The following is a 13169-nucleotide window of genomic DNA, read 5'->3' as shown; positions in this document are numbered from 1 at the left end:
AATAAGTGATTAACTTGTTACAGGTTTTTTTGGCGTTCCTGTTGGTTTTACTCAATGCATTTTTTGTTGCTGCCGAATTCGGCATGGTAAAGCTTCGCGCAACTCGCGTTGAAGCGATCAAGGATAGTTATGGTCTACGCGGTACTATTTTAGTTCATATACATAAACATCTGGATGCCTATTTATCTGCCTGTCAGCTCGGGATCACTATTGCATCACTTGGATTGGGGTGGGTGGGAGAGCCGGCTTTTGCGGAATTGCTTAAACCTTTTTTGATTTTTATTGGCATTGACTCACCACGATTAATTACAGTAATTGCTTTTTTTGTGGCGTTTTCATTTATTTCATTTCTCCATATTGTTGTTGGCGAGTTAATGCCTAAATCCCTTGCAGTTCGTCAATCAGAACGTGTATCGGTGTGGACTGCGCTCCCTTTATATGGTTTTTACTGGATAATGTACCCGGCAATATGGATGCTTAATACATGCTCAAATTTTCTTTTGAAAGTTTTTAAATTAGATGAAGTTCATCATACGGAATATTTTTATTCCACAGAGGAAATCAAATTGCTCTTGGGAGCCAGTCATTTGCATGGTGAGCTTACAGAGGAAGAGGTCGAAATCATTGAACATACCCTTGATTTAGCCGATCTAAAAGTTACTGAAGTCATGCGATATAGTGAAGAAATGATTATGATTCACATCAATAAGCCCATGCAGCAAATTATTGAGGTAATCATGCAGCATCGCTACAGTCGATATCCGGTTTATGATCCAGATAAAAAAGAGGTGATTGGGATTATTCATGTAAAGGATCTGCTACCTATTTTTTATCAGCAGGGCGAAATCAAAGAACTACACTCATTGATTAGACCTGTTCTTAAAGTGTCACGTCGCGTGCCTGCCTTAGATTTATTAAACAAATTTCGTGAAGGAACGTCTCATTTTGCCCTTGTGTATAGCGGCAAAGGAAGTATTTTAGGCTTTGTCACTCTCGATAATTTGCTGCAAGTAATGCTTGGCCGCATTAAAGATGAGTTTCATCGTACTAAAGTGGATTGGGTATTAAATGCGGATGGAAGCATATCTGCTTCTGGGAATTGCTCTATTTATTTTTTAGAGCAAGCAATTAATCAAGAGATTGATATAGAAGATGAAATTGATATTTTAAATGGATTATTCATTCATCGATTAGGTTACTTACCTAAGGAAGGCGAACGTATTGAATTCCCAGAGTTTAATGCCAAAATTGAAAAAGCAACGCCCTCAAAAATTATTAAAGTAAGAATTTTTCCAAAAACTACCGATAGTTGGAAAGAGCAAGATAATGCAAAAAACTGATTATCTAATTGCTTTGGATGTCATTGCGAAGCATATAATTCATAAATAGTCAGTACTATAGGGATTCCTAAAATGAGTACAGCAATGATTATTTTATACATCGATATCGATTGATGAGTAATTGTAAAATTCTCTGATTTATCCCAAGTAGTTATCTTGTTTTTGTTTAATTCAAAATAAGCGCAAAATAAGGTAAATACAGCAATGAACGGGATACCCATTGCCATTCCAAAAAACCAAACTTTGATGCTTCGTCGAAACGCATTGAGCAGTTGGGGTTTTTTATCATTAGTGGTTTTTATCCGAATATTTAAAAGCCTTTTTCCTGGGGTAGTGCCCCAGGTAGTCAATAATATAGTTTCAACAAATATCCATAAAAAAAGAAAAATAAAGACAAAGATTGGATCAGGTAAATCGAGAAAAAATGAGGGAGTCAAATAAGAGAGAATTAGGGCGAAAAGGAATGAACATAGGGTAATATCAATAGAGCGAGCAAAGAAACGTGACCATGGTCTTGCATTCGCTGAGGGCTCAGGTGCGTTTGCACCTTGAATTGGTTCCGATGCTTCAGAATCATCTGGAAATGCAAGAAAAAGTTGAGGCGGCTTCTTTCCTTGAGTCATTGATTAATCCCTTATTTGTTTCAATGCCCATATCAATATTAATAGTATAATACAAAATAGATTAAAACAGGCTTGCTTCAATGTGCTAAACCCTCATTCTAACCATGAATTGATTGCGATAAAATTTCTAACGATTTTAGAATTTGCTCTGGTGTATGAATAGCAGTTATAAAAAAGCGTAATCGAGCAGAATTTTCAGGTACAGCGGGATAAATAATGGGTTTTACATTCAATCCCAGGCTAAAACATTGCTTTGAGATATTGAAGCATTTTTGTGAGTCTCCCAATATAATGGGTAGAATAGGTGTACTCTCATTTAATCCTATATCAAAACCATATTGCATTGCAGTCTTCCTTGCTAGCTGACTCAACTCATTCAATCGTTTAATTCGCTCAGGTTCTTTAGCCATAAGTCTTATGGCGGCTAAGGCGGAAGCTGTGTTTGCTGGAGGTAACCCCACTGTAAATACAAATCCGGGGCACGTATATTTTAAGTATTCGATTAATTCTCTTTTACCGGCAATGTATCCACCACAACTGGCAAACGATTTGCTTAAAGTTCCCATCCATATTTCTACATCTGTTGGATTAAGGTCATAGTACTCACCAATGCCTCTGCCATTTATCCCAAGAACACCCATGGAGTGTGCTTCATCTACCATGAGCCAGGCACCATGGCGATTTTTTACGCTAATGAGTTCGTTAAGTTTAGCGATATCGCCGTCCATGCTATAAACTCCCTCGACAACAATTAATACTCTTTTATAAAAACCTCGATCTTTAGATAAAATAGTATCAACAGCCTGCCAATCGTTGTGAGGAAAAGCAATGCGCGTTGCTTTAGAATAAACCGCGCCTAAGACCAGACTGTTATGAGCTAATTCATCATGCAAAATTAAGTCATCAGGTCCATAGAGGTGAGCAATGGTCATTACATTTGTAGCGTGGCCACTGGTAAAAACAATGGCATCGTCGACTCCAAGCAACTTCGCTAATCCATCTTCCAGTTCTTGATGAATTATTTTTTGTCCCGATACGAGCCGGCTTGCAGAAACCGAGGTCCCATATGTTCTAATTGCATCGCAGCTTGCGGCAATTACCTCTGGATGAGAAGCAAGACCCAAGTAATTATAGGAGGTAAAATTAATGTATTCTTTTCCATCAATAATGCACGTACTCTCGGAAGTTCCTTCTTGGGAATCAAAAAAAATAGTATTACCCAGTTTTGCTTGCATGTTTTTTAGCTGCACATAGGGAGGATATTCCTTAAACTCGGTATAATTCCCATTAGTTTTTTCGATACTTTTTTGTTTTGTGTCTGAAAAACCATTGAGTGTACTGAAGTCAGGTTTTGCTTGTTGTTCATTAATGCACTCCAGTAGATAGTCGGCCAGTTCTTTAATATTCTCGAAATTTATAATTAAATCACTGTCGATTGTAATCTGAAAGCCATCTTCAATATTGGCAATGAACTGTTGGATATGCAAAGAATCAAACCCAAAATTCATTAAAGGAGATGTTGTATCGATATTGTCTTTAGGCTGACTTAGAATGTTCGCTATATTATTTTGTAAATAATCTTCAATTTCGCTAACAGTAACATGATCTTTACTCATCATAGTTTTTACTTCCAGATTGCCATACATAAAAAGCGTTTAACTCATTGTTGGTTACCAATTTTTTAATGATGTTTCTTCTCAATTTGCCACTGGTGGTTTTAGGAATTTTTTTAGGTGGTAATAAGGCGATGAAATGAGGGGTTAAACCAAAACTTGAACTGATAGCGGCTTTTATTTTATTTACAATCTCTTCACATTCATGAACAGGGAACAGTTGCTTGACTTCGGCTACAATGGCCAATTGCTCCGATTCAGCAACATGCGTCGAAAATGCCGCAATACAACCCGTTTTTAAACGAGACTCTAATGAGCCAATGAGGATTTCAATATCATAAGGATAGTGATTTTTGCCATTGATTATAATGAGTTCTTTTATTCTTCCTGTAATGTATAAATTATCTTTATATAAAAATCCCAAGTCTCCAGTTCTCAGATATTTTATTTCTTTTATATCCTCTAAATTGGCATGAAATGTTTCCTTGTTTGCTTCCTCATTTTCCCAATAACCTGAGGAGACACTAGGCCCGCGTATCCAGATTTCTCCGATTTCACCCTCCGCACACAGTCTAAAAGGCGCTTTAGAGACAATAATTAAAGGGACCATTGGCTTACCGCAGCCAACCAGAACACTATGTGCGTTATTTTTAGTTCCGTCAGATAGCTCGACCCTATCTTGATGTAAGGATTCCAGATCAAGATTCAATAATTGCGGATAGTCATGTCCATTTTTGTAGCCGCTCACGAATACAGTTGATTCAGCCAGACCATAAATCGGATAAAAAGATTTTTTTTGAAATCCATATTTACTAAATTTATTATAAAAATTACTTAAGATCTTATGATTAATAAATTCTGCTCCATTGTATGCAACTCTCCATGAATTTAATTGCAGATTTTCGAGTAATTGCTCATCAATTCTTTTTTCGCAAATTTCATATGAAAAATTCGGCCCGCCACTGATATTCGCTTGGAAATCAGAAATTGCTTTTAGCCACAAATAAGGGTGTTTGAGAAACGACATAGGAGACATCATAAAAATGCTAAAGCCTGTGTAGACGGGGAATAATAAATTGCCTATTAATCCCATATCATGGTAAGGCGGTAACCAGGAAACCATCCGTTCATTGCTTGTTTTTCCTATAGTTTCATAAACCAAGCTCAAATTATCCAATAGGTTTCCATGCCGTACGATGACCCCTTTGGGCATAGCTGTTGATCCCGATGTGTATTGCAAATAACACATGTCGGAACTTTTGAATGATAAAGGCTTATATAAATCAGCCATCTCAAGGGAGGCCTTATTGATGTCAACCCAGCGAAAACTTTGAAAATCCCACTCCATTAAATGATCTACTTTTGTAGAGAACTTACTAACAAATTTTTGAATCAAGGGAATGGAGGCAAGATTTTTTATAAACCCTAATTTTCTAATTTTTTGGGTTATTTCTGTATTTGATAAAATAATAGATGGTTTTGAGTTGTTAATAATTGCTTGTAATTTTTCAACCGTACTTTTATCAAATGGAGGATACGCGGGTACTGCAAGCACTCCAGAAAACAAGCAAGCCCAAAAAGTAACTATATAATCAAGGCTAGGCGTAAAAATCAACAATACTCGCTCTCCAGGTTTAGTGTACTGTTGAATCAATGCAGCTATAGAATATATCTTTTGTTGTAGTTCACCGTAGGTGAGTTGTTGACTGTTTTCAAACAGCCCTGTTGCAGAAAAGTAATATATCGGAGCTGATGGATTGGAGAGACAACGCTCGGTGAACAGTTCGACTAAACTTTCGATTTTTGTCCTGGAGTTCATTTTCACAGCCAAAATAATTTTCAGATACAAATTTATCTATATCTTAGTTTTCACATATTTTATGAGTGTAGTCTTTTTTCGGGAATGTTCAAAAAATAATCAGTTTTTTGCTAATTTTTTTCATATAAGAGTAAGCCGAATTATTGTGACTAAGCGTACGGGACGCCTTATTATTGCAAGGGATTGATTGAATATTACTCTGATTGGTTGAATTGTGGAAACCAATTACCTATAGTTATAAGAATTATCAATTCAATCGGGGTGACTTAACAAGTCTTCTATAAAAGGTAGTTATGAATCAGACCGAATTGCATTTGTATCGTGGTTTAACCAGTTCGGAAAAACGTTACAGTAGGGCCATCATTTGGATACCCTTATTAGTGACACTCTACAGTATTATTTCAGGGATGTTATTTAATATTGGTGTTGGTACCTTAATATTATTTTTGATTTGTTACAGTTGTACTGTGTTAGGGATTACGATTGGTTTTCACCGTTTGTTAACACATCACTCATTCAAAACAAAGCGATGGGTTAAACTTGTGTTTGCTTGTTTTGGTTGTATGGCTTATGAAGGTCCTCCCTTCTTTTGGATAGCAGCTCATCGAAGACATCACAAATATACAGAAACCGAATTCGATCCTCATTCGCCCCTTTCGGCAAATAAAGGGAAGCTATACGGTTTTTATCACGCCCATATGGGATGGATGTCTAACCATACTCTTGAGAACTGGCGATATTACTTGGGTGATTTGCTCCGGGATCGCGATTTATTATTTATAAACAAATATTATGGCCCTATTGCGCTGAGTGGAATAATTATTCCTGGGATTATCAATGGATTACTCTACATGAACTGGTATTCGTTCTGGGAAGGAGTTGTTGTGTGTGGATTTGTCAGAGTCTGTTTCCAACAACATGTGACCTGGTCCATCAATTCGGTTTGTCACATTTGGGGTAGGAAAGACTTTAACACGCAAGACAACAGTAAAAATAATTGGCTTTTGGCGATTCTTGCTTATGGTGAGGGTTGGCATAATGGACATCATGCCTTTCCAAGCTCTGCCAAGCATGGGCTCAAAAATGGACAAATTGACCTTTCTTATATATTAATAGTTTTATTATCACGTGTTGGGTTAGCCCATGACATCAAATTACCATCAGAAGAACAAATAAAACAAAAAACGATACAATAATACGATGGTCACTTCCTCTGAAACTTATCAATTACTATTCGTTTTCTGAAGAGAACGATTCATCTTCCCCATTATGAACAGCAACTTTGAGGTCTGGATCAAGGGTATTTCCAGGAATTGTTCGCGTTTCGCTCGCCCATTCTCCTAGATCAATGAGTTTACATCGGTCAGAGCAAAAAGGTTTGAACCGGTTTTCAGGGCGCCAGGTATTTTGTTTCCCACAAATAGGGCACGTGATTTTTTGATGGTTATTCATAACGGTCTTCATAAATTTACATTGAGTATGGAGTATGTAATCCGGAGCCATAAATGTTCAAAATCTCGGATTACTTTGATTTTAGCATATTCGAATCTTAGGGAAACGATTTGGGATGAAATTTAAGGAAAGGGGGCATTTTATGTGCTCTATTGAGCATCTCGAATTGCCCATTATTAAACGTTTAATAAAAAAAAATCAAATAAAATAATAAATTTATCTTATATTTTTGAACTATACTGATAGGAAAAAGAAATACGATAACCTAAAGAATATTAATAATAAAAAAGAGCAAGCGCTCAAGATCAAGGATGAATTTATGAGGACGCCTATTTCATCGCGAGTTTCTTATTTTATCTTAATTCTTGCTGCTGCCTTGGGAGTTTCATGTAGCCAGGAGCAAAAGAAAAGCTCCCCGAATACAGCAAGGCCGGTTAAGGCCATTCAAATAGGTAATATCAGTGCATTTAACGGCCGTGCCTTTCCTGGGCGGGCAAGTGCAGTTCAACAAGTCAATTTGTCGTTTAATGTGAGCGGTTCTTTAATTGAATTGCCGGTAAAAGTTGGGGACAACGTAAAAAAAGGTTCATTAATTGCAAAACTTGATCCGCGAGAGTTTGAGGCAAAATTGCAAGCAGCTCAAGCGGAGTTTAATCGAGATCAACAAAATTTCCTTAGAGCCAAGGCCTTGGTCGGCAAAGGGCATATTTCAAAGGCAGATTACGATCTTTTAAAAGCAAAACTTGGAGTGTCGCAAGCCAATCAAGTATTAGCGGAAAAATCGCTTAAAGACAGTGTGCTTAAAGCCCCATTTGATGGAAAAATTTCAAATTTGTATGTTGAAAATTACCAGACAATAGCCAACCAGCAAAATATAGCCAGACTCTTAGATACTTCTCAAATTGAAATGGTAGTGCAGATTCCCGAAGGGGCGATCAGTTCTATTTCTGAGGTAAAAGATATTATTGTGTATTTTGATCCATTCCCTGATTCTGCAATTCCGGCAAAAATAAAAGAAGTCAGCAATGAGGCCTCTCCAGAAACTCGGACTTATCCAGTGACATTAATTATGCAACAACCTAAAGAGATTGAAATCTTGCCCGGTATGGCTGGGAAAGCGACTGGGCATATTGAGCGAACGAAAAAGGCACAAAACAAATATACAATTCCTGCGTCCGCAGTGCTGACGAGTGACTCCGAAAAAAAGACTTATGTGTGGATAATCAATCTAACAAAACACGAAGTGAATCGACGTGAAATCCAAATTGGAGAACTTACTCCGACGGGCATTTCGGTTATAAAAGGGTTGCATGAAGGCGATTGGATCGTGACAGCAGGTATCCATAGTTTGGAAGAGGGAGAGCGCGTCACTCTTTTGAATGAGCAGGATAATTAGCCATGGCTTTAGCGGACTATGCAATTAAAAATAAAACAGTAACCTCATTTATCCTGGTGTTGTTCTTTATCGCAGGATCGTTGTGTTTCTTCCAACTAGGACGGCTTGAGGATCCTGAATTTACAGTTAAAACTGCGACGATTACTACGCATTACCCAGGTGCTAGTGCAGAGCAAGTTGAATTAGAGGTCACCGATCGAATTGAGAAAAAAATCCAAGAAATGTCTGAGGTGAAAGATATTTCTTCTATTTCCAGAGCAGGACTTTCAATTATTAAAGTCAATATTAAAAACGAATATTGGTCGGATCGTTTACCGCAAGTTTGGGACACTTTACGTAAAAAAGTAGATGACATTCAAAACAGTTTACCACCAGGAGCAGAAAAACCCGTTGTAGGAGATGATTTCGGGTATGTGTTTGGCTTCCTTCTGGCCGTGACCTCAGATGGATTCAATTATGCTGAACTTGAAAACTATACGAAAGAAATTCAAAAGGAACTCAGCATTGTTCCAGGGGTGGCTCGTGTGGATTTATGGGGTGTTCAGCAAAAAAGAATTTATTTGAATGTGTCAAATACTCAACTTTCCCAATTAGAAGTGACTTTAGACGATTTGGAACGTACATTAAAGTTACAAAATCAGGTTGTTGATGCCGGACATGTAAATTATCAATTACAACGTTTGCGTATTGCTCCAACAGGTGAGTTTAATGCAGCCGATGCCATTGGCGACTTAGCAATTATTCCGAAGTTTAAATTAAATGAGCAACCTAAAAAAAGCGAAGAAATCATTAGAATTCGCGATTTTGCTGAGGTTAAAGAAGGATACATTGATCCTCCTGAACAATTAATGCGTTATTCAGGATTACCAGCGATTGGCATTGCATTAGCACCATTGCCTGGTGTGAATGCAGTTAAAGTGGGGCAGGATGTAGATAAACGGTTAAATGAGATTCAGGAAAAGTTACCTCGAGGAATCGAGATTCATAAAATTTCGTGGCAATCCGATATCGTTGCTGAGTCCATTAATGCATTCATCATCAATTTAGTTGAAGCAGTAGTCATTGTCTTACTGGTATTGGCATTCACTATGGGAATGAGAGCCGGCATGATCATCGGTGTGTCCGGGCTCATTTTGGCAATTTTAGGAACATTCATCGTTATGAAAATGTTGCATATTGATTTGCAACGTGTTTCTTTAGGCGCATTAATTATTGCTATGGGGATGATGGTTGATAATGCAATTGTGGTAGTTGATGGATTTATTACTCGTTTGCAGCAAGGTAAGACACGACAAGATGCTGCAATAGAAGCAGCACAGATCTCAGCTTGGCCATTACTGGGAGCAACCATTGTTGCATCTATGGCTTTTTTTCCCATTTTTGCATCGACTTATGATACTGGGGAATATGCGGGAAGTTTGTTTACTGTAATTGCAGTTTCACTTATTTTAAGCTGGGTATTTTCCCAAACAGCGACACCTCTTTTGTGTATTTTATTTATGCCTGATCCAAAACAAGTAGGTGAAGGTGCGGAATATACAAGTCGGTTTTATAAAGGATATAAGTTTGTATTGGAAGAAGCGGTACGTTATCGCCTCTTTTTTTCCTTAATTATGTGTGGGCTACTTGTACTTTCTATTATTTGTTTTCGCTTTGTTCCGATCATGTATTTTCCTGACTCGTCACGCTTACAAGTAATGATTGATTATTGGGCTCCAGAAGGAACTCGTATAGAGGTTGTATCTAAGGACCTTGAACAACTTGAGAAAAAGCTGCTTGCTGATCCAGGCGTTACGAGTGTGAGTACTTTCATTGGTCAAGGTCCACCTCGTTTTTACTTGCCGGTGGAGTCGGAATTTCCTTATTCTTCGTACGCTCAGTTAATCGTAAATATGAAGAGTTTAAAGGATGTCGATCGCATGGTCGCGACCTTACCCGCATGGAATAGTAAAAATTATCCACAATCTATGGTGCGAGTTCGTAAATATGCGGTGGGTGCATTTAATAACTGGAAAATCGCAGCACGATTTAGTGGGCCTGCGAATGCTAATCCTGCAGTTTTACGAGATCTTGCCGATCAGGCGGTAGCAATACTACGGAACAATCAAAACACGATTGATGTACGCACCGATTGGCGGGAACCGGTTTTGCAAATTGTTCCTGATTACCACCAAGAACGTGCGCGTTGGGCAAATATTTCTCGGCTTGATTTGGCACAAGCCTTGCAAAGAGCCAGTGATGGGGTTACGGTTGGTCTTTATCGAGAACAAGATAATTTGATTCCGATTATTTTACGCCAACCTTTAAATGAACGAGATACCGCAGCAGTTGACTTGCCTTTGTTACAAGTTAATTCACAATTTAGTACAAAAACAATTCCCGTCTCGCAAGTAGTAAATGATATTAAACTCGCCTGGACAGACCCTATTATTTGGCGTTGGGACCGTAAAAGAGCAATTACTGTCCAATGTTCTCCCTATGAGGTTACAGCAAATACCTTACGAGAGAGCATATTGCCACAATTCGAAAAAATTAAATTACCTCCTGGATATACGTTGACATGGGATGGAGAATACAAAAGCAGTAGAGAATCTGCAGATGCACTAAAGCCGGGACTTTTCCCAGCAGTAGTAATTATGGTGTTGATTATTGTGATGCTTTTTAATGCGTACCGACCACCACTGATTATTATTGCGGTAATTCCTTTTGCGATGATTGGAATTACCTTTGGTTTACTTCTTACAGGCGTTCCCTTTGGGTTCATTGCCTTGTTGGGCGCGATGAGTCTATCGGGGATGATGATTAAAAACTCCGTGGTGTTATTGGATCAGGTGAATATAAATCGTGCGAGTGGAATGACGCCTTATGATGCAGTCATTTCAGCAGGGGTCAGTCGGTTATCGCCTGTGGTGAATGCAGCTGTGACAACCATATTGGGGGTTATTCCTTTATTACAAGATATTTTTTGGGTTTCCCTGGCAGTTACTATTATGTTTGGATTAACTATAGGAACGATCCTCACAATGTTTTTAGTTCCGGCTTTTTATTGTATTTTATATCGAATTGATCCTAAAAAAGAGCAGTAAATAGGTTCAACAGACCCTGATGAATCCTGGGTATCGTGCTTTACGCGCGGTACGTAAAGGAGGGGGAGTAGCATAATCATCACATGTCGAGTGAGCGATTAAAATCTGGGTCTTCTTCCTGAGCATTTTTGGAATTGCTTAATCTACCTTTTATCGAATTTACAGTTTTATAAAAGCCCAATCCACCTAACACGAGCACTGAACCAACCCCTAAAGTTGTCTTGGAATCTTGAAAAAAACCTTCTTGTGCTACTTTTTTTAAGGCGAAACCTGCAACCAGTGATAAAGCAAGCCCTGTAGAAATTTTAAGCCCTGCTGTTAATAAAAAATTATAACTGTTCTCACCTTGATTAACTTCCGCCGTTTGTTCTAGGGTCTCTGTAATTTCTATATTAAATTCAGTTAAGGGTATTGTTTCAGGAACATTGTATTTTTTTCTATAAAGCTCTAATTCTGTGTTGTAGGTTTGCGCCAACACGTTTAGGTTTTTAGTAATTTTAGCAATAATATCTTTTGTCGCCTTATCATCCAATAAGATAATGGGCTTTCCCTTGTCGTCCTTTTCGGCGTTAAAGGCACCATTTCTCTTTACTGTATATTCAATTAAAGTCCCTTGATTTTCACAACAAATGAATTTATTCAAAGTGCCAATGTATTCATCTTTTTGTCTTTCAGTTAAGCTTTCATACTCTATGCCAAACCCTATTGCGTTCCCAAATTGGATGTCTTTACTCTGAAGCTCAGCGGGGGGTCCAGATAATGCTAACCCTCCATCTACAATTATTGCTTCTGCTCGCCCATCTTCGATGGTATAACCCGAATTACTACCAGAGCCCCCTATCCAGTCTGGATCACCAAGTATTTTGGCTATCGCAGCAATTTTCATTAATCCGTCTAACGGAAATTCGGTCCCCTTTTTTACCACCACCTCCGGTGGTCTTTTATGCACTGCAATGTAGTCAACAAACTCAGGACCAAGATCGCTGTATTGATCAATTTTTTTTCCTAAAAAAGTAGCATATTGCCTATTATGAGTTGAACCATAATAGGTCATGGTTGCTATATAATCACTACTTAATGCTTCTATATCTTTATGAGTCCAACCTTTACCTTTAAAGTAGTTAAAGAGGAAATCGAGCATATAGTCTTGTGAATGTAAACCGATTCGAGAAGTTGGTGATTTAGCAGCGAGTCCATAAAAGTCGAGGCAAATTTTTTCTTTCACCACACTTCCGCGAGCACCATCCTCCATTTTTTCAATAAAATGAATTTCATTATCATGGTCTCCATTGCTTTTCACCTTCCTAAGTATTTTGGGTACTGTACCTCCTTCTTGTACATGCATGGTTCCTTTTTCATATTCTCCATATTTGCCTTTAAATATTTTCCTGACATTACTCATAACATTTCAATCTAAAGAATACGTCTTATGATTAATTTTAGATTAAATTTATGTCAATTAGTTATTTTTTGGGTCTTTTTGGATTTATATGGGCGTTATTTATATATGCGTGCGTCTAGCTTTGCAGGAACCAGCCTTGCAAATTGAGCTGATTATCAATGTTGAATATTATTGAAAATAGAGATCAAAATATGATAACTGATAGGCTCTAAGTCAACGTGCCCTAACCCAATAATATGGTAGCCACTCTCAATATAAATGAGAGCGCCAGGAATGTTTTTCGCAGGTTTTAAGCATGGAACACCTGAACAATCGCTACAACATTGTCTACCTACGTAACAATTCTATGCACTGAATAACGACCATTTTTCAAACAAAAAAACACGTCATCTTCTGTTAATAATAATCAAGTAATATAATATATATATATAGGCTGTA

At 37.8% G+C, this 13169-nt stretch carries 9 protein-coding genes; 4 read left to right on the top strand and 5 right to left on the bottom strand.

Annotated features, from left to right (window positions below):
• The first annotated feature begins 5 nt into the window (after positions 1-5).
• Complete coding sequence (locus tag ACWTEW_RS13690) at positions 6-1340, top strand: hemolysin family protein (protein ID WP_454782204.1); 1335 nt, start codon at positions 6-8, stop codon at positions 1338-1340.
• A 20-nt stretch (positions 1341-1360) separates the two neighbouring features.
• Here ACWTEW_RS13690 and ACWTEW_RS13685 read toward each other — a convergent pair whose 3' ends face one another.
• The 3 genes from ACWTEW_RS13685 to ACWTEW_RS13675 form a co-directional block, all read right to left on the bottom strand.
• Complete coding sequence (locus ACWTEW_RS13685; RefSeq protein ID WP_454782203.1) at positions 1361-1963, bottom strand: RDD family protein; 603 nt, start codon at positions 1961-1963, stop codon at positions 1361-1363.
• A 98-nt stretch (positions 1964-2061) separates the two neighbouring features.
• Complete coding sequence (locus ACWTEW_RS13680; protein WP_454782202.1) at positions 2062-3582, bottom strand: aminotransferase class I/II-fold pyridoxal phosphate-dependent enzyme; 1521 nt, start codon at positions 3580-3582, stop codon at positions 2062-2064.
• On the bottom strand, positions 3572-5395 hold the full coding sequence (locus ACWTEW_RS13675; RefSeq protein WP_454782201.1) for a fatty acyl-AMP ligase: 1824 nt from the start codon (positions 5393-5395) through the stop codon (positions 3572-3574). Before ACWTEW_RS13675 ends, ACWTEW_RS13680 begins: the two co-directional genes overlap by 11 nt.
• 293 nt (positions 5396-5688) lie before the next feature.
• Here ACWTEW_RS13675 and ACWTEW_RS13670 point away from each other — a divergent pair, with 293 nt between their 5' ends.
• Positions 5689-6591: an acyl-CoA desaturase gene (locus ACWTEW_RS13670; RefSeq protein ID WP_454782200.1), complete on the top strand. Its 903-nt coding sequence runs from the start codon at positions 5689-5691 to the stop codon at positions 6589-6591.
• 34 nt (positions 6592-6625) lie between these two features.
• Here the strand turns inward: ACWTEW_RS13670 and ACWTEW_RS13665 are convergent, their stop codons facing one another.
• On the bottom strand, positions 6626-6847 hold the full coding sequence (locus ACWTEW_RS13665; RefSeq protein ID WP_454782199.1) for a DNA gyrase inhibitor YacG: 222 nt from the start codon (positions 6845-6847) through the stop codon (positions 6626-6628).
• 319 nt (positions 6848-7166) lie between these two features.
• Here ACWTEW_RS13665 and ACWTEW_RS13660 point away from each other — a divergent pair, with 319 nt between their 5' ends.
• A complete protein-coding gene (locus ACWTEW_RS13660) occupies positions 7167-8243 on the top strand; it encodes an efflux RND transporter periplasmic adaptor subunit (protein ID WP_454782198.1) in 1077 nt (358 codons plus the stop codon).
• A 2-nt stretch (positions 8244-8245) separates the two neighbouring features.
• Positions 8246-11329 (top strand): efflux RND transporter permease subunit, encoded by a 3084-nt coding sequence (locus tag ACWTEW_RS13655; RefSeq protein WP_454782197.1) that lies wholly within the window; start codon positions 8246-8248, stop codon positions 11327-11329.
• A gap of 79 nt (positions 11330-11408) precedes the next feature.
• Here ACWTEW_RS13655 and ACWTEW_RS13650 read toward each other — a convergent pair whose 3' ends face one another.
• Complete coding sequence (locus ACWTEW_RS13650; protein WP_454782196.1) at positions 11409-12731, bottom strand: hypothetical protein; 1323 nt, start codon at positions 12729-12731, stop codon at positions 11409-11411.
• Positions 12732-13169 lie beyond the last annotated feature (438 nt).

It is taken from the genome of Legionella stuttgartensis (assembly GCF_977063405.2).
The sequence above is the reverse complement of the archived record's forward strand: the minus strand, read 5'-3'. Positions and strand labels throughout refer to the sequence as shown.

Coding starts and splice junctions, on each gene's coding strand:
- ACWTEW_RS13655 (WP_454782197.1), top strand. CDS start 8,246: ATGGCTTTAGCGGACTATGCAATTAAAAATAAAACAGTAACCTCATTT.
- ACWTEW_RS13675 (WP_454782201.1), bottom strand. CDS start 5,395: ATGAACTCCAGGACAAAAATCGAAAGTTTAGTCGAACTGTTCACCGAG.
- ACWTEW_RS13670 (WP_454782200.1), top strand. CDS start 5,689: ATGAATCAGACCGAATTGCATTTGTATCGTGGTTTAACCAGTTCGGAA.
- ACWTEW_RS13680 (WP_454782202.1), bottom strand. CDS start 3,582: ATGATGAGTAAAGATCATGTTACTGTTAGCGAAATTGAAGATTATTTA.
- ACWTEW_RS13685 (WP_454782203.1), bottom strand. CDS start 1,963: ATGACTCAAGGAAAGAAGCCGCCTCAACTTTTTCTTGCATTTCCAGAT.
- ACWTEW_RS13665 (WP_454782199.1), bottom strand. CDS start 6,847: ATGAATAACCATCAAAAAATCACGTGCCCTATTTGTGGGAAACAAAAT.
- ACWTEW_RS13650 (WP_454782196.1), bottom strand. CDS start 12,731: ATGAGTAATGTCAGGAAAATATTTAAAGGCAAATATGGAGAATATGAA.
- ACWTEW_RS13660 (WP_454782198.1), top strand. CDS start 7,167: ATGAGGACGCCTATTTCATCGCGAGTTTCTTATTTTATCTTAATTCTT.